The 24,846-nt window shown below is 66.5% G+C and carries 22 protein-coding genes; 12 read left to right on the top strand and 10 right to left on the bottom strand.

Features of this window, described 5'->3' with window-relative positions:
* The first annotated feature begins 60 nt into the window (after window positions 1–60).
* Window positions 61–1,476, top strand: a complete 1,416-nt coding sequence (locus O6W96_RS02085) for a dihydrolipoyl dehydrogenase (RefSeq protein ID WP_353468017.1) — start codon at window positions 61–63, stop codon at window positions 1,474–1,476.
* A 52-nt stretch (window positions 1,477–1,528) separates the two neighbouring features.
* Here O6W96_RS02085 and O6W96_RS02080 read toward each other — a convergent pair whose 3' ends face one another.
* Complete coding sequence (locus O6W96_RS02080) at window positions 1,529–1,933, bottom strand: hypothetical protein (protein ID WP_353468016.1); 405 nt, start codon at window positions 1,931–1,933, stop codon at window positions 1,529–1,531.
* Between the two features lie 187 nt (window positions 1,934–2,120).
* Between O6W96_RS02080 and O6W96_RS02075 the strand changes: the two genes are divergently transcribed.
* From O6W96_RS02075 to moaC, 4 genes are read left to right on the top strand one after another with little or no spacing between them, the layout of a single operon-like run.
* Window positions 2,121–2,717, top strand: a complete 597-nt coding sequence (locus O6W96_RS02075) for an anthranilate synthase component II (protein WP_353468015.1) — start codon at window positions 2,121–2,123, stop codon at window positions 2,715–2,717.
* Window positions 2,714–3,706 carry an anthranilate phosphoribosyltransferase gene (gene trpD / locus O6W96_RS02070; protein WP_353468014.1) on the top strand — a complete coding sequence of 331 codons (993 nt, stop codon included), beginning with the start codon at window positions 2,714–2,716 and terminating at the stop codon, window positions 3,704–3,706. The genes O6W96_RS02075 and trpD overlap by 4 nt, the downstream gene beginning before the upstream one ends.
* A gap of 1 nt (window position 3,707) precedes the next feature.
* Window positions 3,708–4,484 carry an indole-3-glycerol phosphate synthase TrpC gene (gene trpC, locus O6W96_RS02065; RefSeq protein WP_353468013.1) on the top strand — a complete coding sequence of 259 codons (777 nt, stop codon included), beginning with the start codon at window positions 3,708–3,710 and terminating at the stop codon, window positions 4,482–4,484.
* Window positions 4,481–4,948 carry a cyclic pyranopterin monophosphate synthase MoaC gene (gene moaC / locus O6W96_RS02060; RefSeq protein WP_056048595.1) on the top strand — a complete coding sequence of 156 codons (468 nt, stop codon included), beginning with the start codon at window positions 4,481–4,483 and terminating at the stop codon, window positions 4,946–4,948. The genes trpC and moaC overlap by 4 nt, the downstream gene beginning before the upstream one ends.
* A gap of 87 nt (window positions 4,949–5,035) precedes the next feature.
* Here moaC and O6W96_RS02055 read toward each other — a convergent pair whose 3' ends face one another.
* On the bottom strand, window positions 5,036–5,719 hold the full coding sequence (locus O6W96_RS02055) for an energy transducer TonB (protein ID WP_353468012.1): 684 nt from the start codon (window positions 5,717–5,719) through the stop codon (window positions 5,036–5,038).
* A 548-nt stretch (window positions 5,720–6,267) separates the two neighbouring features.
* Here O6W96_RS02055 and O6W96_RS02050 point away from each other — a divergent pair.
* Together O6W96_RS02050 and lexA are read left to right on the top strand one after the other, a co-directional pair.
* A complete protein-coding gene (locus O6W96_RS02050) occupies window positions 6,268–7,449 on the top strand; it encodes a molybdopterin molybdotransferase MoeA (RefSeq protein ID WP_353468011.1) in 1,182 nt (393 codons plus the stop codon).
* A 68-nt stretch (window positions 7,450–7,517) separates the two neighbouring features.
* A complete protein-coding gene (gene lexA / locus O6W96_RS02045; protein WP_056048586.1) occupies window positions 7,518–8,192 on the top strand; it encodes a transcriptional repressor LexA in 675 nt (224 codons plus the stop codon).
* A 668-nt stretch (window positions 8,193–8,860) separates the two neighbouring features.
* On the opposite strand, the gene O6W96_RS02040 is transcribed toward lexA, so the two are convergent.
* Window positions 8,861–11,071, bottom strand: coding sequence for a ComEC/Rec2 family competence protein (locus tag O6W96_RS02040; RefSeq protein WP_353468500.1), 2,211 nt, complete (start codon window positions 11,069–11,071; stop codon window positions 8,861–8,863).
* A gap of 90 nt (window positions 11,072–11,161) precedes the next feature.
* Here O6W96_RS02040 and gltX point away from each other — a divergent pair, with 90 nt between their 5' ends.
* The 3 genes from gltX to O6W96_RS02025 are packed head-to-tail and all read left to right on the top strand — an operon-like array spanning window position 11,162 to window position 14,104.
* Complete coding sequence (gene gltX, locus O6W96_RS02035; protein WP_435372165.1) at window positions 11,162–12,592, top strand: glutamate--tRNA ligase; 1,431 nt, start codon at window positions 11,162–11,164, stop codon at window positions 12,590–12,592.
* 25 nt (window positions 12,593–12,617) lie between these two features.
* Window positions 12,618–13,901, top strand: coding sequence for a citrate synthase (locus O6W96_RS02030; RefSeq protein ID WP_353468009.1), 1,284 nt, complete (start codon window positions 12,618–12,620; stop codon window positions 13,899–13,901).
* Complete coding sequence (locus O6W96_RS02025; protein ID WP_056058354.1) at window positions 13,901–14,104, top strand: hypothetical protein; 204 nt, start codon at window positions 13,901–13,903, stop codon at window positions 14,102–14,104. Before O6W96_RS02030 ends, O6W96_RS02025 begins: the two co-directional genes overlap by 1 nt.
* Here O6W96_RS02025 and O6W96_RS02020 read toward each other — a convergent pair.
* Genes O6W96_RS02020 through O6W96_RS02010 form a run of 3 tightly spaced genes read right to left on the bottom strand, consistent with a single transcriptional unit; the run spans window position 14,078 to window position 17,762 of the window.
* The gene (locus O6W96_RS02020) at window positions 14,078–15,457 is read right to left on the bottom strand and encodes a sensor histidine kinase (RefSeq protein ID WP_353468008.1); all 1,380 of its coding nucleotides are present in this window, start codon (window positions 15,455–15,457) and stop codon (window positions 14,078–14,080) included. The genes O6W96_RS02025 and O6W96_RS02020 overlap by 27 nt on opposite strands.
* Window positions 15,454–16,545: a DUF2336 domain-containing protein gene (locus tag O6W96_RS02015; RefSeq protein ID WP_353468007.1), complete on the bottom strand. Its 1,092-nt coding sequence runs from the start codon at window positions 16,543–16,545 to the stop codon at window positions 15,454–15,456. Before O6W96_RS02015 ends, O6W96_RS02020 begins: the two co-directional genes overlap by 4 nt.
* A 35-nt stretch (window positions 16,546–16,580) precedes the next feature.
* The gene (locus tag O6W96_RS02010) at window positions 16,581–17,762 is read right to left on the bottom strand and encodes a hypothetical protein (protein WP_353468006.1); all 1,182 of its coding nucleotides are present in this window, start codon (window positions 17,760–17,762) and stop codon (window positions 16,581–16,583) included.
* A gap of 276 nt (window positions 17,763–18,038) precedes the next feature.
* Between O6W96_RS02010 and O6W96_RS02005 the strand changes: the two genes are divergently transcribed.
* Window positions 18,039–20,324 (top strand): hypothetical protein, encoded by a 2,286-nt coding sequence (locus O6W96_RS02005; protein ID WP_353468005.1) that lies wholly within the window; start codon window positions 18,039–18,041, stop codon window positions 20,322–20,324.
* 95 nt (window positions 20,325–20,419) lie between these two features.
* Window positions 20,420–21,199, top strand: coding sequence for an SDR family oxidoreductase (locus tag O6W96_RS02000; RefSeq protein ID WP_353468004.1), 780 nt, complete (start codon window positions 20,420–20,422; stop codon window positions 21,197–21,199).
* Between the two features lie 140 nt (window positions 21,200–21,339).
* Here O6W96_RS02000 and O6W96_RS01995 read toward each other — a convergent pair whose 3' ends face one another.
* The 4 genes from O6W96_RS01995 to O6W96_RS01980 all read right to left on the bottom strand — a co-directional run bounded on the left by O6W96_RS01995 (window position 21,340) and on the right by O6W96_RS01980 (window position 24,845).
* On the bottom strand, window positions 21,340–21,621 hold the full coding sequence (locus tag O6W96_RS01995; protein ID WP_353468003.1) for a DUF1467 family protein: 282 nt from the start codon (window positions 21,619–21,621) through the stop codon (window positions 21,340–21,342).
* Window positions 21,622–21,625: 4 nt separating this feature from the next.
* Entirely contained in the window at window positions 21,626–23,263 is a 1,638-nt protein-coding gene (locus O6W96_RS01990) for a ribonuclease J (RefSeq protein WP_353468002.1), read from the bottom strand.
* A 63-nt stretch (window positions 23,264–23,326) separates the two neighbouring features.
* Window positions 23,327–24,103, bottom strand: coding sequence for a type III pantothenate kinase (locus tag O6W96_RS01985; RefSeq protein ID WP_353468001.1), 777 nt, complete (start codon window positions 24,101–24,103; stop codon window positions 23,327–23,329).
* Between the two features lie 10 nt (window positions 24,104–24,113).
* A complete protein-coding gene (locus tag O6W96_RS01980; protein ID WP_353468499.1) occupies window positions 24,114–24,845 on the bottom strand; it encodes a biotin--[acetyl-CoA-carboxylase] ligase in 732 nt (243 codons plus the stop codon).
* Window position 24,846 lies beyond the last annotated feature (1 nt).

Raw genomic sequence — 24,846 nt, 5'->3', positions numbered from 1 at the left:
GGGCGGCGTCGAAGGTTTCGTCGAGCGTGGCTCCGGAATTCTCCGGCAACGGAGAGACTTATGACGAAGCTGACCTGCGACGTGGCGATCATCGGTGCCGGAACCGCGGGCCTTGCCGCCGAGCGCAGCGCGCGACGCAACGGCGCCAAGACGCTGCTGATCGACGAAGGCTTCGGCGGCACGACCTGCGCGAGCGTGGGATGCATGCCTTCGAAGCTGTTGATCGCGGCGGGAAATGCGATGCACGCTGTCGAGCACGCGTCCGTCTTTGGGATCGAGGCGTCGGGCAAGGTCGACGGCGTCGCGGTGATGGCGCGGGTCCGTAAGGAGCGCGATGCGTTCGTCGCGGGTGTCGAGAATTCGATCGGCAAGCTGCCCGAGGAGGTGAAGATCGAAGCACGCGCGAAATTTGCGGGTGCGACGATCCTGTCGCTGAGCGATGGCCGCGAGGTCCATGCGAAGTCCGTGGTGATCGCGACCGGATCGAGCCCTGCGATCCCCGAGATGTTCGACGCGGTGCGCGACCGCGTGCTGACCAACGAGAGCATCTTCGACCTAAAAGACCTTCCGAAGTCGCTCGGTGTTATCGGCGCGGGCGCGCTAGGACTGGAACTGGCGCAGGCAATGGCACGGCTTGGGGTCGAGACGATGGTGTTCGACATGGGCGAGACGATCGGCGGGCTGAAGGACCGCCATGTCGGCGAGGCGTATCATGCGATCCTTTCGCGCGCGATGCCGATCCTGCTCGGTGTCGAGTTGACGGTCGAACCGGACGCCGATGGCGTCAAGCTGGCCTGGAGTGGTTCCGCATCGGGCGAGCAGCGCTTCGACTATCTGCTCGTCGCGACCGGGCGTCCGCCACGGATCAAGGGCATCGGACTCGAGACGACCGGCCTCACGCTCGATGAGCATGGCATGCCGGACTATGATTGCGAGACGATGCAGTGCGGCACAGCACCGATCTTCATCGCGGGCGATGCCGATCACGATCGCGCGGTGCTGCACGAGGCGTCTTCCGAGGGGACGATCGCGGGGCGCAACGCGGCGAGTTATCCAGAGGTGACGCCGGGCAAACGGAGCGTGCCGTTCGCGATCACCTTCACGCATCCCAACGTTGCGGTGATCGGCAAGATCGCCAAGGACGACGACAAGGACAGCGTGATCGGGACGGCATCGTACGACGATCAGGGACGTGCGAAGGTCGAGGCGTGCAATGCCGGGCTGGTACGGTTCTATGCCGATCGTCGCGATGGTCGGCTGACCGGCGCGACGATGGCGGGGCCGGCCGTCGAGCATAGTGCGCATCTGATCGCGTGGGCGATCCAGAGCGGCTGGACCGCGACCGAGGTGCTCGATCTGCCGATCTATCATCCGACCTTCGAGGAAGGGATGAAGGACGCGCTCCGATCGATCTGCAGCGAGGTGCATGCGCCTACCCCGCCGGATCGGGATGACGGGTTCACGCCGGGAACGTAATACCTCGCCGGGAAGTCATTCGAGGTTACGGAGTAACCTCAACGACAAACGCTTACGGCTGCGGGTTCGACTCGGTAGCGGACGCGCGACGCTCCGCCGCATACGCCTGGTTGCGCTGCATGAAGCAGCCCGACTGACCACCTGTCCCGACCGCCGAACACGTATCCGGTAACCCGCCAGCGACACGCCCGACCTGATCCAGCGCCGCCGCACGGTTGACCCAGCTCTGGTTCTGCGCGGCGATCGGCTTGTCATCGCGCAGCGATTTCGGGATGCGATAAGGCTGGTCGAGCGTCGAGCACACGACGATCTCGCCACCGCTCGACTTCGGACATTTCTGGTCGCCGGTCAGCGTCACGCTGCGGATACGCTGCGGCGGCGTGTCGACTTGCGCGTCCTGGGCATACGCCATGCCGGGAAGTGCGATCAGTGCAGCGAGGACGGCGGTACGAAACATCGGTTAAGCTCCTTTGAAAGGATAACGTCCAGCACGCGGCATTGCTCCGCCCTGAATGATAGCGTTCATATAGGAGCGGTGCCCGGCTCTCGCGACTGCAGCACGACAGAAATGCGACGGCCCGCCCAACCGCCTCGGTTTGCGGCAACACCGTTGCGCGGCGTGACGCATCAGCTATGGCGGCGCCATGATCCTCGTCGTCGACAATTACGACAGCTTCACCTGGAACCTCGTCCATTACCTGATGGAACTGGGTGTCGAGGTCGAAGTCGTCCGCAACGATGCGATCTCCGCCGGGCGGGCTCTGTCGTCGGGCGCGGACGCGTTCCTCATTTCCCCCGGTCCCTGCACGCCGACCGAGGCGGGCGTAAGCCTCGACCTGGTTGCCGCCTGCGCGGATGCCGGCAAGCCGCTGCTTGGCGTGTGCCTCGGCCACCAGGCGATCGGCCAGCATTTCGGCGGCAAGGTCGAGCGCGGCGGCCTGATGCACGGCAAGACCTCGCCCGTCGTCCACGACGACACCGGGCTGTACGCTGGGTTGCCCTCGCCGTTCATCGCCACGCGCTATCACTCGCTGATCGTCAACGCGGTCCCCGACACGCTGGTCGTCAACGCGACCGCGCAGGACGGCACCGTGATGGGCTTCCGCCACGCCACGCTGCCGATCCACGGCGTGCAGTTCCACCCGGAAAGCATCGCAACGGAGCACGGGCATGCGATGCTGGCCAACTTCCTGAAAATGGCCGGGATCCCGGTGATACCGCGCGAAGGCCTGGAGCTGTGACCACCACCACGCTCCTGCCAGACCCCAGCTCCCCCCTCTCCCGCGAATCCGCCCGAGAGGCGTTCGCCGACATCCTCGACGCCCGCGCTAGCGACGACGCGATCGCCAGCTTTCTCGCCGATCTGGCGACCCGCGGCGAGACCAGCATCGAGATCGCCGAAGCCGCGCGCGCACTCCGCAACCGGATGATCCCGATCGACGCCCCCGCCGGCGCGATCGACGTCTGCGGCACCGGTGGCGACGGCCACCACACCCTGAACGTCTCGACCGCCGTCGCGCTGGTCGTCGCAGCATGCGGCGTCCCCGTCGCCAAACACGGCAACCGCGCCGCCTCGAGCAAGGCCGGCGCCGCCGACACGCTGGAAGTCCTCGGCCTCGACATGGACCGCGCCGGCGCCACTGCCGAGGCGAGCCTCAACGAGATCGGCATCGCCTTCCTCTTCGCCGCCAACCACCACCCGGCGATGAAGCGCATCACCCCGATCCGCCAACGCATCGGCCGGCGGACGATCTTCAACCTGATGGGCCCGCTCGCCAACCCGGCCGGCACCACCCGCCAGCTCATCGGCATCGCCCGCCCCGACTACGTCACGCTCTACGCCGAAGCCCTCGAACAGCTCGGCACCGAAGCCGCGCTCGTCGTCTCCGGCGAAGAAGGCCTCGACGAACTGTCGGGTGCCGGCCCCAGCATCGTCGCCTCGGTCGGCACCGTCACGCTGCCGCGCAAAGTCGCCCCCGAAGACGCAGGCCTTACCCGCCACGCCATCACCGACATCCGCGGCGGCGACGCACACCACAACGCGGACGCACTCCGCCGCCTGCTCAAGGGCGAGGCCGGCGCCTACCGCGACGCCGTCCTGCTCAACGCCGCCGCCGCCTTGATGGTCGCCGGCACCGTCCCCACTCTCGTCGACGGCGCAGCCAAAGCCGCCGCCGCCCTCGACACCGGCAGCGCCGACGCGCTGCTCGACCGCTGGATCGCCTACTGACATGACCATGCTCGACCGTATTCTCGAGACCAAGCGCGCCGAAGTTGCCGCGCGCAAGGCAACGACCTCGCTCGCCGACATCGACGCCGGCATCGCCCGCATGTCGAAGCCCCGCGGCTTCCGCGCCGCGCTCGACGCGAAGACCGGCTACGCGCTGGTCGCCGAGGTCAAGAAGGCCAGTCCGTCGAAAGGCCTCATCCGCGCCGATTTCGATCCCGTAGCCCACGCTCGCGCCTACGAAGCCGGCGGCGCCGCGTGCCTCTCGGTGCTGACCGACGAAAAGTGGTTCCAGGGCTCCGACGCCTACCTGACCGCGGCGCGCGATGCCGTCTCGATCCCCGTCCTGCGCAAGGACTTCATGGTCGACCCCTGGCAGTCGACCGAAGCACGCGCGATCGGCGCCGACTGCATCCTGATCATCGTCGCCGCGCTCGACGACATCCAGATGGCCGAGATCGAGGCTTCCGCGCTCGAATGCGGCATGGACGTGCTGGTCGAGGTCCACGACGCGCACGAGATGGAGCGCGCGCTGCGGCTCAAGTCGCGCCTGATCGGCGTCAACAACCGCGACCTGCACGACTTCTCGGTCGACTTCCAGCGCACCTACGACCTCGTCGGCAAAGCCCCCAAGGACTGCACCTTCGTCGCCGAAAGCGGCCTGACGACTCGCGCCGAACTCGACGCGATGGCCGAGCACGACATCCACTGCTTCCTGATCGGCGAAGCGCTCATGCGCCAGGACGACGTCGAAGCCGCCACCCGGGCGCTCGTCGGATGACCGGCCTCACCCACATCGACGAAGCTGGCGCGGCCCGCATGGTCGACGTCGGCGGCAAGGCGGTCACCGCCCGCGAAGCTGTCGCCTCCGGCCGCATCACCATGTCCGCCGAAGCCGCCGCGGCGATCGGCGCCGGAACCGCGAAAAAGGGCGACGTCCTCGCGGTGGCCCGCGTCGCCGGCATCATGGCCGCCAAGCGCACCAGCGACCTCATCCCCCTCTGCCACCCGCTTCCGCTCACCAAGGTGGAAATCGACCTCGTCGTCGACGAAACCGGCGTAACCGCCACCGCCACCGCCTCGACCGAAGGCAAGACCGGCGTCGAAATGGAAGCCCTGACGGCTGCCACGGTAACGCTCCTGACGATCTACGACATGGCCAAAGCGATCGACAAGACGATGGTCCTCACCGACATCCGCGTCCGCGCAAAGTCCGGCGGCAAATCCGGCAACTGGACCGCGTAAACAAAACCCTCTTCCCAACGGGGAGAGAGAAAGACGCTAAAGGCGGCGAGGGTGAGGGCACGCCAAGCAGAACGCGCTCAGCTGAACTCAATCCTCACCCATAGCCCACTCGTGATCCTCCACGATCGTAGACTCCACCGGCCGCCCCGCCGCATCGAGCGAGGGATCATACCGAAACCGCTCCTCGATCAACCGGCACGTCAGCGCATCCAGCTCCCGGCTCCCGCTAGACCGGGTCACCCGGCACCGCGACACCCGTCCATCGGCCTGGACCAGATACCGCACCGAAACCCGACCCCGGATACCCGTCTCCGCCGCCTCGCGCGGATAGTCGGAGTCCTTCAACCGCCCCTTACGCCACCGCGGCGGCATCTCCTCGCCCCCGCCACCGTCACCATCGCCATATCCGCCGCTGCCGGAGCCATTACCAATCCCCCCACTTCCCGTCCCCGGCCCGCGCACATCCGACGCTCCGGCGGTCGCCCGCGCACCCACTCCAGCCTTCTCCGCGACTACGACAGGCGGCGGCACCACAACCGGCACTGCCGGCGGCGGCGCCACCACTTCGGTAGCCTTCGATTTCAGATTAGGCGGCGACGCTGCTCCCTCGGGTTGCCGGCTAGGCGAAGGCCGAGGCCGCACCTTCTCCTCGGGCGGCGGTGGCGGAGGCGGCGCCGCATCGAACACCTTCAACGCATCGCTCACCGCCGCCGGCATCGGCACCACCAGCCCATTGAGCAGCGCATAACCCAGCACCCCTGGCAACAGCACAGCGCCCACCGCCGCCCCGATCCTGTCTCTCGCTCGAGGCTGATTGCGTGTCATCATGCTGATCTGGTGTCTCTTTCCCCCAAACAAAGCCCCGCAAGCGATGAACCCGCGCTGGCCGAGCGTCGAGGAACGCTATCGAGGACCCATCCGCACTCGGCAGTCACCGCCGGAGAAGCCCGCGACCAAATCAAAACACCACCCCGGCGAAGGCCGGGGCCCAGTTGGGAAGGCCAAGGTAATAACGAACGCCATCGGCCAAATCCGTGTTTTCCCGCGAAGGCGGGGACCCAGTCTGGGCTCCCGCCTTCGCGGGAGAACAAGGAAGTGGGAACGACGTTCGATGTTACGCAGCCTAGTCAGTCACAAAGCCGTCGCACCTCGGCCAACAACACCTGTCCTACACCCCAAACCCATGCCAAACACGGAACCTACCCCACGCCCCGCGCTTCCCCATACAACACCCCAAAAGCGCCAACCGCGAAAACGCTCCCAGCGTCTACACTTCCTATACTTCACTTTCCCAAACCGCCCAAAAACAGAGCCTTAGCATGACCCTAGTCCCCGTCGCCGAAGCCCAGTCCCGCCTCTTCACCATGGCCCCCCGCGTCGGCCACGAGACCGTGACGTTGCGCGAAGCCGCCGGCCGCTGGGCCGCCGAGGACATCCTCGCCCGCCGCACGCAGCCCGCCGCAGACCTCTCCGCGATGGACGGCTACGCGATCCGCTACGCCGACCTCCCGGGCCCCTGGAAAGTCATCGGCGAAAGCGCCGCCGGCCGCCCCTTCGCAGGCCAGGTCGCCCCCGGAGAAGCCACTCGCATCTTTACCGGCGCCGCCATGCCTGACGGCGCCGACACGGTCATGGTCCAGGAAGAAGCCGAGCGTGACGGCGAAACCCTGATCCTTGCCGGCGAAGGCCCGCCCACGCTCGGCCGGAACACCCGTCGCAAGGGCCTCGATTTCTCCACCGGCACCCGCCTGATCGCTGCCGGAGATCGCCTCAGCCCCGCCCGCATTGCCGTCGCCGCGACCGGCGGCCACGGCAGCCTCACCGTCAACCGCCGCGTCCGCGTCGCCGTCGCCGCCACCGGCGACGAACTCGTCCCCCCGGGGTCGACCACGGACGGCGTCGCGCTCCCCGAATCGAACGGCATCATGCTCGCGGCGATGCTCGCCGACATGCCCGTCGACATCATCGATCTCGGCATCCTGCCCGACAATCTCGACGTACTCCGCGACGCCTTCGCCAGCGTGCAGGCCGACCTGCTCGTCACCACCGGCGGCGCATCGGTAGGCGACCACGACCTCGTCCGCCCGGCGATCGAAGCCGCCGGCGGCACCATCGATTTCTGGCGGATTGCGCTGCGCCCCGGCAAGCCGATGATGGCCGGCCGGATCGGCGAGATGATGGTGCTCGGCCTCCCCGGCAATCCGGTCTCCGCGTTCGTCACCGCGACGTTGTTCGTCAAACCCGTCGTCGCGCACATGGCCGGCGCGCGCGACCCGCTCCCCCAGTCGACCCACGCGCTGCTCGGCGAAGACCTGCCTGCGAACAACGCCCGCACCGACTACCTCCGCGCCGAACTGCGCGACGGAAAAGCCTATGCCTCGACGATCCAGGACAGCTCGATGCTGCTGACGCTCGCCCGCTCGACCTGCCTGATCGTCCGCCCTGGCAACGCGCCCGTAGCAAAGACAGGCGAATCGGCGGAAATCCTTGTGATCGCGTGATACGGACGCTTGACGCCGTTAATTATGTTCCATAGAAGTTCCCAGTCTGTTCCGGACGGAGAACCGCCATGCTCACGCGCAAGCAGCACGAACTCGTCTGCTTCATCAACGATCGCCTCAACGATACCGGCGTCTCGCCGTCGTTCGAGGAGATGAAGGACGCACTCGATCTCAAGTCGAAGTCGGGCGTCCACCGTCTGATCAGTGCGCTCGAGGAGCGCAACTTCATCCGCCGCCTGCCGAACCGCGCGCGCGCGCTCGAAGTGCTGCGTATGCCCGAGCGCCCGGAAAAGAAGACGCCGTCCAAGCCGTCGAACGTCAAGGCCGCCCCCGCCGCCGCGACGCCGCAACCGGCCAACGACGTCATCGAGATCCCCCTCCACGGCCGCATCGCCGCTGGCGTCCCGATCGAAGCGTTCGAGGGCAGCACGATGCTCGCCGTCCCCGCCGCACTCCTCGGCACCGGCGAACACTACGCACTCGAAGTCTCGGGCGACTCGATGGTCGAAGCCGGCATCCTAGACGGCGACTACGCCCTGATCCGCCGCACCGAAACCGCACGAGACGGCGAGATCGTAGTCGCGCTGATCGAGGACAGCGAAGCCACCCTAAAATACTTCCGCCGCGAAGGCGCGATGGTCCGCCTCGACCCGGCGAACCGAGCCTACGACCCCCAACGCTACGCCCCCGCCCAAGTCCGCGTGCAGGGCAAACTCTCCGGCATCCTCCGCCGCTACGACTGAATTGCCGAGGCCGACCTGCCCCATCGCGACGCAGGCCGGTCTCAGTTTGGTTGCTAAGGAAAAGCGACAGTCAAGCCGATAAGCCAAGTCGCTCTATCCTACCGGCAACAGCGGCCGGGCCTCTTCGACAAACTAAGCGTTGTGCTGGGAGTTGTCGAAAAAGCGGCCAGTTCTTCGACACGCCCAAGAAAACACCGCCAAGCATCCGGAAGACCTTCTCACACTCCGATGCATAAGCGCGACCTCGACTCGAACGCCTAATCTCCGCGCCTCTGCGCCTCTGCGCCTCTGCGCCTCTGCGCGAACATATCGCCGCCAAGCGCCCGCGCAGCCAAAGAATTGGATCGCGCGGAGGCGCGGAGGTATTGCGTTCGGGGAGGGATGAAGCTGTTCCAATGTCTTCGGCAGTAAGACCGAACAATAGCCAGTTCGGTTCACCTATCGTAAAACTTCTCCACGGCTCCGCGTGAACCAACTCTTCGCACTGAGATCGCTTGCGACGACGGATGATTTTGTTCACGCGAAGGCGCGAAGATGTAGTGCTTAGATCGGCGTCTATTTCCCTTGGCAGACCACCGAAAAACCGACGTCGGCTTATCGTTTATGAAGGTGTTAAGGTCTCCCCAATCGCATCACCTTCGCGTCTTTGCGCCTTCGCGTGAGCATTTCTACTTTCGACCACCTCGGGTGGCGCGAAACGCCGACGCGGCGTCGTGAAACCGGTCATGTCGCGGCCCGAGCGATTGCGCGGTACGTTCGAGGAGAGGAGGGTCGCGCCAGGGGTGGCGATCGCCTGCGTTCAGGATCGTCACAATCGTCCCACTCCCTAAGGTCAGGGCAACACCGCCAGTTCGCCGGAGTACACGACGATCCAGTTTCAGCCACCGCGGCGCACAGCGTTTCGGCAGGCCGCGTTCGCTGACGACGACGTCGGCGCTGCGGCAGGCGGCAATGAACTCGGTAATCGGCACCATATACGCGCTGCGGGTCGCGAGGATGCGCCACATTCGACCCCGTGCGGCGATGTCGGTGACGCACAGATCGCGGCTGCACCGGGCATCGGGTTGGTCCGCCAGCAACAGCGGCTCGCCATCAACCCCGCCATTCTCGGCCAGCGTGTCGCGCGTATAGTCGCCCGCCCGATCGCGCAGCATCGCCAGCCCCGCCGAGGTGCGCACCGCGACGTGGCGACCGTCTCCCGTCACCAGAACGTCAGGCGCTGGCGTGGTTAGCGCCCAGATCGCTCCGACCATCAGCGGCGCCAGCCCGAGGCGTCGCCACTGCGTCCGCCAAAGCGCAATCCAGATTCCCCCGACGATCATCAGTGCGAACGCTGCCGTCGGCATCGCGGGCAACGACCGCACCGAGCCAGGCGCGCTGGCAACGATGTGCGCCAGCCACAGTAGCGCATCGAGCGAGCGCTGGACCAGCCACCAGATCGGCGCACCCAGGCCCCCGGCATCGAGCAGCAACGCCAACGCTTCCAGCGGCATCACCACGAACGTCGTCAGAGGTATCGCAATGATGTTGGCGAACGCGCCGTACAGCCCGGCCCTGTGGAAATGATACACCGCGATCGGCATCAGCGCGAGTTCGACCAGCAGCCCGGTCAGCAACAGCGACGCGACACTCCGCGCCAACTTGCGTCCCGGCCCCTCCTCATGCGGCCCGAAGAATGCGTGGATTACCGGATGCTCATGCAACGCCATGATAGCGGTGATTGCCGCAAACGAGAGCTGAAAGCTCGGCCCCGCCGCCGATTCGGGGAGGACGAGCATGACACACGCCGCCCCCGCCGCGACGAGGCGCAAGGTCATCGCCTCGCGCCCCATCGCCAGCGCCGCGAGCACCAGCAACGCGGCGACGCACGACCGGATCGTCGGCACCTGGCTCCCGGTCAGCAACGTATAGCCGATCGCTGCCGCGGCACCCGCCAGCGCGGCAATCAACGGCAGGCGCGCGTGCAATGCCAGCCACGGACTGAGCGCCAATAGACGCAACACGATCAACATCGTTGCCGCCACCGCTGCGGTGATATGCAATCCGCTCACCGACAGCAGATGTGCGAGCCCAGCGCGGCGCATCGCCTCCGAATCTTCCTCGCTGATCGCACCGACGTCGCCGGTTGCGAGCGCTGCGGCGATACCGCCGGCACTCCCCTCGAGTCGCGATACGATGTGGTGCGACAGCGCGACGCGGATGCCGGCGCCCGCGTCGCTTGCTGTCGTCACGACTACCGGTGCAAAGCCTCGCCCGGTCGCACCGATACCGCCGAACCAAGCGACGCGTGCGAAGTCGTACGCTCCCGGCACCGCGGGCAGCGGCGGCGGCATCAGCCGGGCCCGCAAATGCACGAGGGCCCCGGTCCCGAGCAGCTTCGGCGCATCCGCCTCAGCCAGATTGACGCGGACTCGATACGGCAAGGCGACTGGTTGCCCATCGGTCTCAACCCCCTTCCCGACCGGCAGCAGCGTCAGCCGGACCAGCTTACGCGCCACCAGCGGCTCGATCGCCTCGACCTTCCCCGAGAAGCTAGCGATCGTCGGCCCGCCCAGCACGGGCCGCGCCACCGACTCGGATCGCGCCCAGATCAACCCAAGCCCTAGTCCCGTCGCCAGCAATCCGATCGCCAAAGACCGCGCCGCACGGCCACCCTGCCCCAGCGCCAGACACGCGAGCCCACTCGCCACCAGCAACAGGATCGTCACGCTCCATGCCGCCGGGTCCGGCAACGCGAACCATAGAGCTATCCCGCCGCCCAGAATCACCGGCAGCCACAGTACCAGCTGGTCGCGCTCCGCCTCCAGCCAGCGCTCGACCGCTAGCCCCCCTCGCTCCACGGCAAGCCCAACGACAGCCCCCCATCGCGGCACGCCCATTTGTCGCCGCCAAGGACGCATGCTAGGGGCGGCGACGGCTGTCATGGCCATCGTTTCTCCATCGTTTCATCAGTCTGGGAGCACCCGCGGTTGGGCGCAATATCTGATACGGGCACCGCCGCTTCGGCCGCACCCGTGGTTACCCGTTTCGCTCCGTCGCCGACGGGGTTCCTGCATCTGGGCGGCGCGCGCACCGCGCTGTTCAACTGGCTGTTCGCCAAGGCGAACGGGGGCAAATTCCTGCTGCGGATCGAGGATACCGACCGGGTCCGCTCGACCCAGCCGGCGATCGACGCGATCATCGACGGGATGCGCTGGCTCGGGCTCGACTGGGACGGCGACGTCGTCATGCAGTTCGCCGGCGCCGAACGCCACGCGCAGGTCGCGCACGAAATGGTCGCGAAGGGCCACGCGTATCGCTGCTACATGACCAACGACGAGATCGCAGCGATGCGCGCCGAGGCGCAGGCCGCGAAGAAGCCGCTTCGCATCCGCAGCCCGTGGCGTGATCGCCCCGAGAGCGAAGCGCCGAACCTTCCCCATGTCGTCCGCCTGCGCGCGCCGCAGGAAGGCGCCGTCACGATCGAGGACCGCGTCCAGGGCGCCGTCACGGTCAAGAACGAAGAGATCGACGACCTCGTGCTCCTCCGCTCGGACGGTACGCCGACCTACATGCTCGCGGTCGTCGTCGACGATCACGACATGGGCGTCACGCACGTCATTCGCGGCGACGATCACCTCAATAACGCATTCCGCCAACTGCCGATCTACCGCGCGATGGGCTGGCCCGAGCCGATCTACGCGCACATCCCGCTGATCCACGGCCCCGATGGCGCCAAGCTGTCGAAGCGTCACGGCGCGGTCGGTATCGAAGCGTACCGCGACGAGATGGGTATCCTGCCCGAAGCGTTCGACAACTACCTGCTCCGCCTCGGCTGGGGTCACGGCGACGACGAGATCATCAGCCGCGAACAGGCGGTCGAATGGTTCGACCTGTCGGGCGTCGGCAAGTCGCCGTCGCGTTTCGACCTGAAGAAGCTCGAGAACCTCAACGGCCACTACATCCGCGAAGCCGATGACGCGCGCCTCGCACAGCTTGCCGCTGATCGCCTCGGCCACGACCTGCCGAGCGGCGGACTCGATCTTCTGACTCGCGCGATGCCCGTCCTGAAGCCGCGTGCCGCAAACCTGAACGAACTGGCCGAAGGCTCGAACTTCCTGTTCAGCCAGCGCCCTCTGGCGATGGACGACGCCGCAGCGAGCCTTTTACAAGGTGAAGCGAGTGCAATTTTGGTCAATGCCCATGCCGAACTTGACGCGCTCGCCGAGTGGGATACGGAAGCGCTCGAAGGCGCGGTACGGCGCGTGGCCGAAGCGCGGGGCGTCAAGCTCGGCCAGGTCGCACAGCCGCTTCGCGCCGCGCTGACGGGACGCAAGACGTCGCCGGGGATCTTCGATGTGCTCGACCTGCTCGGGCGCGACGAGAGCCTGGGACGGATCGCCGACCGGATGGCTAGCTGATAAGATTTCGAGGAAGGATACAAGCATGAGCGAGACCGCAACCCTCAAGGTCGACGGCAAGGATTTCGAGTATCCGGTGATGTCCGGTACGGTCGGACCCGATGTCATCGATATCCGCAAGCTGTACGCGCAGACGGACAATTTCACCTATGATCCGGGCTTCACCTCGACGGCGTCGTGCCAGTCGAAGCTGACCTATATCGATGGTGACGCGGGCACGCTGCTGCACCGCGGTTACACGATCGGCGAGCTGGCCGAACAGTCGAACTTCATGGAGGTCGCGTACCTCCTGCTCAACGGCGAACTGCCGAGCGAAGACGAGCTGGCGAACTTTTCCAACACGATCACGCGCCACACGATGGTGCATGAGCAGCTCGCGCAGTTCTTCCGTGGCTTTCGCCGCGACGCGCATCCGATGGCGATCCTGTGCGGCGTCGTCGGCGCGCTCTCGGCGTTCTATCACGATTCGACCGACATCCACGATCCGGCACAGCGCGTCATCGCGTCGCACCGCCTGATCGCCAAGATGCCGACGATCGCCGCGATGGCGTACAAGTACAGCGTCGGCCAGCCGTTCGTCTATCCGGACAACACGCTGAGCTACACCGGAAATTTCCTGCGCATGACGTTTGGCGTCCCGGCGGAGAAGTATGTCGTGAACCCGATCGTCGAAAAGGCGATGGACCGCATCTTCATCCTCCACGCCGATCATGAGCAGAACGCGTCGACCTCGACCGTCCGTCTCGCCGGCTCGTCGGGTGCCAACCCGTTCGCGTGCATCGCGGCCGGCATCGCCTGCCTGTGGGGCCCCGCGCACGGCGGCGCGAACGAAGCCGCGCTCAACATGCTGCATGAGATCGGCACGGTCGACCGCATCCCCGAATATATCGCCCGCGCCAAGGACAAGAACGATCCGTTCCGCCTGATGGGCTTCGGCCACCGCGTCTACAAAAACTACGATCCGCGTGCGGCCGTCATGCAGACCACCGTCAAGGAAGTGCTCGGCGAGCTGGGCGTCTCCGACCCCGTGTTCGACGTCGCTATCGAGCTCGAGCGTCTGGCGCTCAACGATCCGTACTTCATCGAAAAGAAGCTGTTCCCGAACGTCGATTTCTACTCGGGCGTGATCCTCTCGGCGATCGGTTTCCCGACGTCGATGTTCACCGTCCTCTTCGCGCTCGCCCGCACCGTCGGCTGGGTCGCGCAGTGGAACGAGATGATCACCGATCCCGACCAGAAGATCGGCCGTCCGCGCCAGCTCTACAGCGGCCCGACTGCGCGTGACTACGTCCCGATGGCGTCACGCTGATGAAGACGCTCCGGCCGATCCTGATGGTCGTCGGCGTGCTCTGCGCGCTGATGGGTCTGCTCTGGATCGGCCAGGGGCTCGGATACGTCCATTGGCCGCAGTCGAGCTTCATGCTCGATCAGCGGCCTTGGGCGGATCGCGGCGCATTCCTCGCCGCGTTCGGCCTCGCGCTGATCCTAGTGGCGCGCCGGATCCGCCGGTAACGTCAGCACGAACCGCGCACCTTCACCGGGCGCGCTTTCTACCGTCAGATCCCCCTGCATCGCCCGCGCCAAGCGCCGTGCGATATACAGGCCGAGCCCGTTGCCGCCGGCCTCCGACGGATCGACCCGCTCGAACTTCTCGAAAATCCGCACCTGATCCTCGGGCGCAACGCCCTTGCCCTTGTCCGCGACCACGACGACGGCGTGGCTTTCTGTACGCGTTACGGTGACGATCACCTGCGCACCACGCGGCGAATAGCGCACCGCATTGCCGACCAGATTGACGAGAATCTGCAGCACGCGACGGAAATCGCCCAGCGCCGCGACGCGAACGTCGACGGCCGGTCGCGTGATCGTGACATCGGCATTGGCGGCGCGCACCGACAACAGCCCCGCCGCACGTCGTGCGACATCGGCAAGATCGATCGGCTCGGACAATAGCTTGAAATCGGGACGTTCGACCGCCTGCAGATCGACGAGGTCATCGACCAGTTCGAGCAGATGCCGCCCGGCACTGGCGATATCCGCGGCATAATCGGCATAGTCGTGCTGCACCGGACCATCGGCCTGTGCATTGATACTGTCGGCGTTGGCGACGATCCGCGCGAGCGGGATCCGCAATGCCTTGTCGAGCCCGGTCGTGAATGTCGGCGACAGCGTCGCGGTTTCTGCAGGCGGTGCGACGTCCTCGACGACCATCCGGGCCGTGCCGACGAACCCTGCAAAATCTCCCGAGGCGTCGTGGCGGACGTTCGCGGTAAGCGTCAACGCCCGCCCGGAACTCCGCAGCCGCGCCGGTTGCGCCGTCATCGCACGGCGCCGTGCCAGCGCATCGAGGATCGGCAGCGTCCCGTCCGATCCGGTATCGAGCGAAAACATCGCGGTCAGCGGCTGGCCGAGCAGCGCGAACGCATCGAAGCCGTGCTTCGGCCCCGCGTCGAGCGTCACGAACGTCAGCCGCAGCGCGGAATCCGTCTCCCATCGCCAGTCGGTATCGCTGCCGAGGAAATCATCCGCCGCGTCGAGCGCTGGCCGGGTCGGACGCCACGCCGCGATCTCACGCCAGCCGCTGACCGTCAGCCGCACATTCTCACCGTCCGGCTGAGCCCGTACCCACAGATCGACATCGGCCTCGTCATCCGCGACCACCACGCCGCGCGACACGACGATCCCGAGCCGCCGTGCCAGCCGCGCGATCGTCGCGAGTTGCGGCACCGCCAGCGGCGCGCCGCGCATCCCGCCCGCGCGCTGGTTGAGGGCGATCAACGCAGGATCGGCGAACGACAGCGAGCCATCGGGTGCGACGATCGCGTGGGCGATCGGGCTTTCGATCGAAGGGTCGAACACGCTCATCGCCGATCCGTACGCGCCAGCGCACGCAACGCCATCCGAAAATCGCGGTTCAGTGCCAATGGTGCGATCGATGCCCGCGCATCCTCGACTCCGATCGACACGATCGCATCCAGCGCGTCCGCAAATCCCTCGATATCGCGTCGCGGATCGGCTTCCGACAATGCGAGCCCGACCCTGGCGATGGTCGGCCGATCCATGTCGAGCGCGCGCAGCGCCAGCCACAGTCGATCGCCATCCGGCTCGAGCGTGATCGACCGCGCCTGATCGAACGCGATGCCGAGCGCATGCGCGAGTACCGCGACGAACAGCGACAGCCGTCGATCGCCGATCGATTCGACCAACACCGCGGCGAGTTCGTTGGGTCGCGCATCGAGCGCCTTGGCCAGCCGCATCGCGACGGCGTCGGGTCGCTCGCCTTCGTCATGCGCGGCCAGGCTACGCTCGGCCGCATCGGTGATCGCCCGGTCGCTCTCGCGCGTGGTTTTGAGGCTATCGCGGATCGCTGCGGCCACCCACCAGACCAGCCGGTGATGCAGTTCGGCGGGGAGTTCGCTCCCGCCCGCCGACCCCAGTTCGTTCGCGACCCGTCGTCGGCTTTCTGCCGCCAACAGCGCCGAAGCTGCGGCGGCCACGATGCTGTCCGGCACGCCCGCCAGCCGCACCAGCAGGCTCGCCTCGTCGGGCTCGGCCACCTCGACGGGCAGCGACGCCGCGATCAGGTCATGGCGAACGCGCGCGATAAGTTCTTCCATCAGCTCTTCGTCACGGAGCAAACCGGCGCGCGTGAGCCGCTCGACCACGCTCCCTACCCCCGCCTTGAGGATGGCCTCGCCCGCCCGGGTCGCGCCGTCACCCGCCAGCAACCGCGCGGCATGACGACGGATGTCCCATTCGATCGCCCCGATGATCGCGCCGAGCACATGCGCCAGCATCAGCCGCGTCCGGTCGTCGAGCCGCGCATCCGCATCGAGGAAGAAGTCGGCAATGGTGCCCGCCAACCGCGTTTCCGCCCGCAGGCGTGCAGTTTCCGCCCGCGTCACGGGGTCATAGGACGGCACAGCGTCATGCATCGTTGGGCCGACCGACATGATCCCGTGCTTAGCCCCCGGTCGTTAAGGTCCGCCTAAGGCGTACGACGCAATCGCTCGACTGCTGCCGCCAGCGTAGCGGTCGCGTAAGCGGCCGTCAGCCCCAGGCCGGCAACCGGAAAACCGATCAGCGCAAACAGCGCGACGACCAGCAGATAGGCCGTCGGACTTCCCCACCAGAGCTGCCTTTCGCGTTCGACGATGGCACGCTCCGCAATCCCGCCGATCGCGACCAGCGCAGTGCCGATCGCCAGGGCCGTGTTATCGCCGGCATAGCCGCTGACGAAAAATGCGAAGACGAGGATGGTAGCGGCGACGACACCGGCGATCGCCAGCGTCTGGCCATGCGCCATCGGCTCCTCGTCGCGCAGTCCGCTCAGGACAGAGCCCAGCGCCAGTGCGATACATCCGATCAGCGCGATGACGAGGCCGACCGACGACAGCCCGAAGCCGATCGTCACGAGGCCAGCCGCACCGAGCGCAAGCCCGGCCGCGCCGACCGTCGTTCCGGCAGCACCGCGATCGACCAGCAACGGGAGCGCTAGCCGCGCGATCGGCGCGAGCACGAACCGGTCGAACCAACCTCGCCGGCCCGACACGATCGTCATCAGTACCGCGCGACCGCGCTCCTCCAGCGTGCGCGCCTGACGCTCGATCCCGTGCCCGCCGCGCACCGCATCGGTCGGCAGCAGCACGTGGATCGCGCGCGACTGCACCGCCAGCCGGAGCAAAGAAGACTGGAGATCGTAATCCTGCGGCAACGCCGCGACCTCGGCGATCCGGCTCGAACTCAGCCGCGCGACGCCGGCCCATGCCATCTGCCCGCCGACGCGTTCGAACCCCGGACCCGCGTCGCTTTCGGGCACGACGAGCAGGCAATCGCCCTCCTCGCCCGCCATCGCCTTGACGATCGCCTCGGTCGTGACCAGCCCGTCGCCAAGCATCAGCACGCGCGCGAGAGGATGAAGCTTCTCGACCGCCTCGGTCGCCGAGCGCACCGTATCGACCGAAACCCCGCGCCGCCCGATCCGGTTGATCGATCCCAAAAGCTCGGGTGTCATGCGCGCGACGACGACGATCACCTGCGACACGCCAGCCGCGATCAGCAACCGCGCCTGGTATTCGATGAGCGTGACGCCGCTGAACGGCAGCGTCGCGGCCAGACGATCGGGACGATCGTCGGCGTCGTGAATTGCAAATAAGAGGCCGGCAAGCATGCGCGGCTGTTAGGCGGTACGCGCCGTCCTGCAAAGCCCGCGTTCGGCCGAACCGCCCTGCGCTATGGTCGGAACCACGTCACGAGCGCGATTCGCAGCGCGGCGATCGATGAAGGATGGTCGCATGCCGCCGCCGCAAACGTCGGGTCGATAGCTTGGGCATCATACGCCATCCCGCCCTGCTTACCGGATGGATACTCGTGCAACGCGTGCACTATGCATTTTGTCTGCCTGCGTTTCGTGATACTTCCGCTCTTCATGAACGGGGGTTCGTCAATGATCGGGTTTCGTGCGGCGGCAGGCAATGCCCATCCCATTCGCGCGGATATCGTGATGGATCCGGTGATAGAAGACATGTCCGACACCGTGCCCACGACAGACTTCGACGAGGTTTATCAAGAGCCTGCGACCGAGCGCGGACGTCTCTACGCAGGTATCGCGGTCGCGGCGGTGGTTGTCTGGCTCGCTGCCATGCTGTGGCTTGCGCGCGGGTCGCTGGCGACCATCGAGCCGGTCGCGCTCGTTCAATTCATCGCCGCGCTCTGCGTCGTCCCCGCGCTCGTCGGCATCGTCTGGTTGCTGGCAATGCGGACCAGCCGGACCGAGGCGCACCGTTTCGGCATCACCGCGCAGGCGATGCGCGACGAGGCTGCAAGCCTCGAACGTACCGTTGCCGCACTGTCGAACACGATCGACGCGAATCGTCTGCACCTTGCCGAGCAATTGCACGCGCTCACGACGCTGGGCGCCGGCGCGACCGAACAGCTCGCAGCGATCGGCCGCGGCATGGTTTCCGAAATCGACCAGGCAGCGGCCCATGCACGCAACCTGGCCACCTCGACGGCGGGCGCGCAAACCAGCCTCGGGGTGTTGATCGCAACCCTCCCGCGCGCTCAAGCCGACATCGATGACGTCGCCAAGCGGCTTGAACGCACCGGCTTGTCGGCAAGCGAACATGCGGCAGCCCTCGATGCACAGGTCGTCGCGCTGGCCGAACGCGGTCGTGACGCGGACACCATGGCGAGCGGTGCCGCACAGCGTCTCGCAGCGCATATCGTCCGTATGGAGGCGACCAGCCAGACAGCGGGCACGCATCTCGAATCGGTCACCGACGGCATGTCCGCCGCCGTCGACGCGCTGCTTAACCGCACCGCTGACGCGGTCGACGACGCGCGCAAGGGCATTGCCGCGCAGGGCGACGCGATGCTGGCGATGGTCGGCGCGAACCAGGCTGCGCTCGACAGCGCCGCCCGCGACAGCGCCGACGCGCTCGCCAAGCGCATTGCCACGGTAGAGGACGCGATCGAACGCGTCGCGATCCGCCTCGACCTGCAACGCAGCGCCGGCGACCGGATCGTCGACGACCTCCACACCGGGCTCGGCGAAGTCGAAGCGCGGATCGAATTGCTGCACCGCCACGGCACAGAACGCACCCAGGGCCTCGCCGCATCGATCAGCGCGCTTGGCGGTTCGGCTGATGCGATGACCGAAGCGCTGCGCGCTGGCGACGATATGGCGCACCGGACGATCACGACCACCGAAACCTTGCTCGTGGCGCTCGACTCGGCGGCGCGCGAGATCGACGAGACCATGCCGGAAGCACTCGCCCGGCTTGATTCGCAAGTGTTGGCGAGCAAGAGCATCGTCGTCTCAGCGCGCCCCGAACTGCTCGCGCTCGTCACCGCTGCGGAGAGCACGCATGACGCGATCGAGGCAATCGCCGGCGTGATCGGCGAACAGCGTTTGGTGCTCGACACGCTCTCGACCGACCTGCTCAACACGCTCAACACCGGCCGCGCCAAGGCCGATGCGCTTGGTCAGATGGTCGACGAAGCGATCGGCCGCACGCAGCATTTCGCCGAAGATGCCGCCCCGCAGTTGATCGAGGCGCTCCACCGCGTGCGCGAAACCGCCGCGGTCGCTGCCGACAAGGCGCGCGAGACGCTGTCGAAGGTCATACCCGAAGCCGCAGCCGCGCTCGAAGCCGCCAGTGCTGACGCGATGCGCCGCGCGACCAACGACACGGTGGAACGTCAGGTCAGGGCACTAGCCGACGCGACCGGCGTTGCGGTTGATGCCGCCACTGGCGCGACCGAACGTCTCGCGCGCGAAGTTCAGGCGATCGTCGACCAGACCGCCGTCGTCGAAACGCGGATCCAGGAAGCGCGGACCGAACGCGAGGACGCTGACCAGGACACCTTCGCGCGCCGTGTCTCTCTGCTGATCGAATCGCTCAACTCGGCGTCGATCGACATCACCAAGGCGATCGCGCCGGAAATCTCCGACAGTGCCTGGGGCGCCTATCTCAAGGGCGACCGCGGCGTCTTCACGCGTCGCGCCGTCCGCATCCTCGACGCCAGCGAAGTCCGCGAGATCGCGGGTCTGTACGACGATGACGAGACCTTCCGCGAGATGGTCAACCGCTACATCCACGACTTCGAAGCAATGCTCCGCACGATCCTGACGCAACGCGACGGCTCGCCGCTCGGCGTGACGCTTCTGTCGTCCGACATGGGCAAGCTGTACGTGGCACTGGCACAGGCGATCGAGCGCCTGCGCTAAACTGAACGGGAGTTTTCGAAATGATCCAGCGTCACCGCTAACGCGGCCCTCGCCAGCGGAGCAATCCGCCGACCGGACTCAAATTCGAGGCTTACATGCCCAGACTGAACACCAAGATCTGCGTCGTCACCGGCGCAGCACGCGGCATCGGCCGCGCGATCGCCGAGCGCTTCCATGACGAGGGCGCTATCGTCATCGTCACCGATATCGACGAAACCGCCGGAGCGGAGACTGCTGCGGCGATCGGCTGCCGGTTCGAAAAGCTGGACGTCCGCGAAGAGGCGGATTGGCAGCGACTGGCAGAGATCGTCCCGGTCGCCGACGTGGTCGTCAACAATGCCGGCGTGACGGGCTTCGAACACGGCATGGTCGCGCATGATCCCGAACATGCGAGTTTGGCGGACTGGCGAGCAGTCCATGCGGTCAACCTCGACGGCACGTTCCTGGGTTGCCGTTATGCGATCGGCGCGATGAAGGTCGCGGGAACCGGCTCGATCATCAACATCTCGTCGCGATCGGGGCTAGTCGGGATTCCGCTCGCTGCGGCGTATGCGTCGTCTAAAGCAGCGATCCGCAATCACAGCAAGACGGTGGCGCTGTATTGCGCGCAGCAGGGGTGGAAGATCCGCTGCAACTCGGTGCATCCCGCGGCGATCCTGACGCCGATCTGGGAGCCGATGCTCGGGGATGGAGCGGACCGGGAGGCGCGGATGGCGGCGCTGGTGGCGGATACGCCGTTGAAGCGGTTTGGGATGCCGGACGAGGTGGCCACGGTCGCGGTGATGCTCGCGTCGGACGAGGCGACCTACATCACCGGGACGGAGATCAATATCGATGGCGGCTTGCTGGCAGGCTCTGCCGCGTCGCCGGGGTAACGATCCTCCCCCGCAAGGGGGAGGTGTCGCCGAAGGTGACGGAGGGGGAGGATACGGAGCAGAGGTTTGCGCATCCCTCCCCCTCCGTCTGGCAAGAGCCAGCCCCCCCCCCTCGCGGGGGAGGATCGTGGGGTCGCCCGTTAGCGCGTGACCATGTTCCCGCGGTCGAACAGGTCGACCGTCTGCGGCGTGATCCACCCGTATGAATAATTGAGCTGGAACAGTACGAACAGCACCGTCGCCACGACCGTCACGCGCCACGCCGTACGCCCCGAGCGAAACTCATGCGGCGCGCTTTCGGCTTGGCCGGGGACGGGTTCGCCCCCGACCTCGCGCGTCGTCTTCACGCCGAATGGCAGGACCAGGAACACCGAGAACGACCAGAACAGGACGTAGATCGCGAGTGCCGAGGTCCAGCGCACCCGATCAGCCCTCGATCAGCAGGACGTCGACGATCGGCTGCTTGCCGGTCCAGCGCTTGGCGACCTTGCGCACCGCAAGCCGAATCTGCTCGCGCATCTTCTCACTGTCGCGCTTGCCGCCGCGAACCGTGTCGGCAGCCGCCTGGACCGCATCGGCGATGAATGCCGCGCGGTCTTCCTCGACCGGCACGCCCTGTACGCGAACCTGCGGCTGGCCGACCATCCGGCCGTCCTTGCCAAGCGCGACACCGACCGAGATCTGGCCGTTGATCGCCAGCTTCCGCCGCTCGCTCAGCGTCGCGCCGTCCGCCGGCAGGATCACGTCGCCGTCGAGCACGAGACGCCCGACCGTCGCGTTGCCGATCTTCGCCGGACCCTTGGGCGCCAGACGAATGATGTCGCCGTTGCTCTGCACGATCGCGCGCGGAATGCCCTGCTCCAGACCGAAGCGCGCATGCTCCATCATATGGCGCATCTCGCCGTGCGTCGGCACAAGCACGTCGGGCCGCAGCCAGTCGTACATCTGCGCGAGCTCGGGCTGACCCGGGTGACCCGACACATGGACGTGCGCCTGACGCTCGGTGATCATGCGGATGCCCTTGGCCGCCAGCGTGTTCTGGATGCGACCGATCTGGACCTCGTTGCCCGGGATCTGCTTCGACGAGAAGATCACGGTGTCGTCGGCCTCAAGCGTGATCGTGTGCTGGCCATTGGCGACACGCGCCAGCGCCGCGCGCTCCTCGCCCTGGCCGCCGGTAGCGATGATCAGCAGCTTGTTCTTGGGCAGGCGCATAGCCTCGTCGGGGCTGATCGTGTCGGGGAAATCCTTCAGATAGCCCGTCGCGCGCGCCACCTTGATGATCCGGTCGAGCGAACGCCCGGTCACGCACAGCTTGCGCCCGGTTTCCTTCGCGACTTCGCCGAACGTGTGCAACCGCGCCGCGTTCGACGCGAAGCTGGTGATCATCACGCGGCCCTTGGCCTTGCTGACCTCCTCGAACAGACCCTTTCGGACGGTGCTCTCGCTACCCGACGCGGTGGTGTTGAAGATGTTAGTCGAATCGCAGACGAGGACGTCGACGCCCTTGTCGCCGATCGCCATGAAGCCCTCCGGCGTGGTCGGATTGCCGATCACCGGGTTCTTGTCGAGCTTCCAGTCGCCGGTGTGGAACACGCGACCATAAGGCGTGTCGATCAGCAGCGCGTTCGCTTCCGGAATCGAATGCGACATCTCGACGAAGGTGAAGCCGAACGGCCCGAGCTGGAAATTGCCGCCCATCGGGATCATCTTGAGCTTCACGCGATTGGCGATGCCCTCTTCCTCGAGCTTGCCGCGGATCAAGCCCATCGTGAACGGGGTCGCGTAGATCGGCACGCCGAGGTCTTCGGCGAGGTACGGCAGCGAGCCGATGTGATCCTCATGGCCGTGCGTGATCACGATCCCGAGCAGGTCGTCGATCCGGTCCTCGATGAAGGACAGGTCGGGCAGGATCACGTCGACGCCGGGATATTGCGGATCGGCGAAGGTGATGCCGAGATCGACCATCACCCACTTGCCCTGGCAGCCGTACAGGTTGACGTTCATGCCGATTTCGCCGGAGCCGCCAAGGCCACAGAAAAGGAGTTCGTTCTTCGGAGTCATTGATTACTTTCAGGATTATACAGGAATATGGCCCGCAGGCCGGTCGGCGCGAGCCCAATGGCCCTAGATATGGTGACGATCCCACATCATCGCCAGCCCCTGGATCGTCAGGTCGGCTTCGATGACGTCGAACACGTCGGTCTGTTTCTCGAATAATGTGGCAAGCCCGCCGGTAGCGACGACCTTCACGGGACGGCCGATCTCGCGCTTCATCCGCGCGACCAGCCCCTCGATCATCGCGACATAGCCCCAATAGATGCCGATGTGCATCTGCGAGACGGTGTTGCGCCCGATGACGCTGGTATCCGTCGGTGCCTCGATCGCGATCCGCGGCAGTTTCGCCGCGGCGGTTACCAGCGCGTCGAGCGACAGGTTGATTCCCGGCGCAATGATCCCGCCCTTGTACGCGCCGCTATAGTCGACGACGTCGAACGTGGTCGCGGTGCCGAAATCGATCACGATCAGGTCGCCCGGATGCAGCGCATGCGCGGCGATCGTGTTGACCGCACGGTCGGCGCCGAGCGAGGCAGGCTCGTCGACGTCGATCGCGATGCCCCATTCGACCGGTGCATGGCCGGCGATCAGCGCGTCGGTATTGAAGTATTTCGACGCGAGCACCTGGAGATTGTGCAGCGCGCGCGGCACGACGGTGGCGACGATGACGCCCTCGACCGCGTTACGATCATGCCCGCCAAGCTGCATCAACTGGCTCAGCCACACCGCATACTCGTCCGCCGTCCGCCGCGGATCGGTCGCGATCCGCCAGCGCGCGACGATCTCCCCGTTCTCGACGAGCGCGAACACGACATTGGTATTGCCGGCATCGATCGCGAGCAGCATCAGCGGGGCCTCAAAGCAGGAAGACGTCGGCAGCGTGAATGACACGCCGTTCGCCAGACGCCAAGCGGAGGATCAGCGCACCGTCGGTGTCGAGCCCGACGAACAGGCCGTCGATGCCGCTGCCATCGGGAAGCCGAGCGGTCAGAGCGGTGCCGGCGGGATGGGCGCAATCGACCCAACGCTCGCGAACCGGTGCGATACCCTCGGTCCGCCAGCGACCGATCCAACGTGCGAAACTATCGGCGAGGATGTCGAGAAACATCGCCGGCTCGACCACCACGCCGTGCGCGGCGAGATCGGTCGTCGCACGGTCGGGCAGATCGGGATGATGCGCGATGTTGACGCCGTAGCCGACGATCACCGCATTGTCCGCGCGTTCGAGCAGGATGCCCGACAGCTTGGCATCCGCGAGCAGCAGGTCGTTGGGCCATTTCAGGACCAGCGTCTCGCTCGCATCGGTCGTGCCCTGGCAGATCCCAGCGACGAGGAACGTCGACACGGTCTCCTGCAAGGCGACCGCGGCGACCAGCGCGAGGCTGGCGGCCGGCGGATCGTTCGGCCGCAACCGGACAAGCGTGCTCGCGTAGAGGTTACCCTCGGGCGACGACCATTCGCGCCCGAGCCGCCCCCGCCCCGCCGTTTGCCGGATCGCGCGCAACCAGAGACCGTCCTCGGCACCACCGCGTGCAAGCTCCAGCAGGTCGGCGTTGGTCGATCCTGTTTTCGCGACGGTGCGGATGATG

This window comes from Sphingomonas faeni, from assembly GCF_040407495.1.
Classification (GTDB): domain Bacteria; phylum Pseudomonadota; class Alphaproteobacteria; order Sphingomonadales; family Sphingomonadaceae; genus Sphingomonas; species Sphingomonas faeni_D.
The sequence above is the reverse complement of the archived record's forward strand: the minus strand, read 5'-3'. Positions and strand labels throughout refer to the sequence as shown.

What these genes read in the sequence shown, in the direction of transcription:
- O6W96_RS02080 (WP_353468016.1), bottom strand. Translation starts at nt 1,933, where the DNA reads ATGTTTCGTACCGCCGTCCTCGCTGCACTGATCGCACTTCCCGGCATG.
- lexA (WP_056048586.1), top strand. Translation starts at nt 7,518, where the DNA reads ATGCTCACGCGCAAGCAGCACGAACTCGTCTGCTTCATCAACGATCGC.
- O6W96_RS01985 (WP_353468001.1), bottom strand. Translation starts at nt 24,103, where the DNA reads ATGCTGCTCGCGATCGATGCCGGCAATACCAATGTCGTGTTCGCGCTC.
- O6W96_RS02005 (WP_353468005.1), top strand. Translation starts at nt 18,039, where the DNA reads ATGATCGGGTTTCGTGCGGCGGCAGGCAATGCCCATCCCATTCGCGCG.
- O6W96_RS02000 (WP_353468004.1), top strand. Translation starts at nt 20,420, where the DNA reads ATGCCCAGACTGAACACCAAGATCTGCGTCGTCACCGGCGCAGCACGC.
- O6W96_RS02020 (WP_353468008.1), bottom strand. Translation starts at nt 15,457, where the DNA reads ATGAGCGTGTTCGACCCTTCGATCGAAAGCCCGATCGCCCACGCGATC.
- O6W96_RS02010 (WP_353468006.1), bottom strand. Translation starts at nt 17,762, where the DNA reads ATGCTTGCCGGCCTCTTATTTGCAATTCACGACGCCGACGATCGTCCC.
- O6W96_RS02015 (WP_353468007.1), bottom strand. Translation starts at nt 16,545, where the DNA reads ATGTCGGTCGGCCCAACGATGCATGACGCTGTGCCGTCCTATGACCCC.
- trpC (WP_353468013.1), top strand. Translation starts at nt 3,708, where the DNA reads ATGACCATGCTCGACCGTATTCTCGAGACCAAGCGCGCCGAAGTTGCC.
- O6W96_RS02025 (WP_056058354.1), top strand. Translation starts at nt 13,901, where the DNA reads ATGAAGACGCTCCGGCCGATCCTGATGGTCGTCGGCGTGCTCTGCGCG.
- O6W96_RS02085 (WP_353468017.1), top strand. Translation starts at nt 61, where the DNA reads ATGACGAAGCTGACCTGCGACGTGGCGATCATCGGTGCCGGAACCGCG.
- O6W96_RS02075 (WP_353468015.1), top strand. Translation starts at nt 2,121, where the DNA reads ATGATCCTCGTCGTCGACAATTACGACAGCTTCACCTGGAACCTCGTC.
- moaC (WP_056048595.1), top strand. Translation starts at nt 4,481, where the DNA reads ATGACCGGCCTCACCCACATCGACGAAGCTGGCGCGGCCCGCATGGTC.
- O6W96_RS02030 (WP_353468009.1), top strand. Translation starts at nt 12,618, where the DNA reads ATGAGCGAGACCGCAACCCTCAAGGTCGACGGCAAGGATTTCGAGTAT.
- O6W96_RS01990 (WP_353468002.1), bottom strand. Translation starts at nt 23,263, where the DNA reads ATGACTCCGAAGAACGAACTCCTTTTCTGTGGCCTTGGCGGCTCCGGC.
- O6W96_RS02040 (WP_353468500.1), bottom strand. Translation starts at nt 11,071, where the DNA reads ATGGGCGTGCCGCGATGGGGGGCTGTCGTTGGGCTTGCCGTGGAGCGA.
- O6W96_RS02050 (WP_353468011.1), top strand. Translation starts at nt 6,268, where the DNA reads ATGACCCTAGTCCCCGTCGCCGAAGCCCAGTCCCGCCTCTTCACCATG.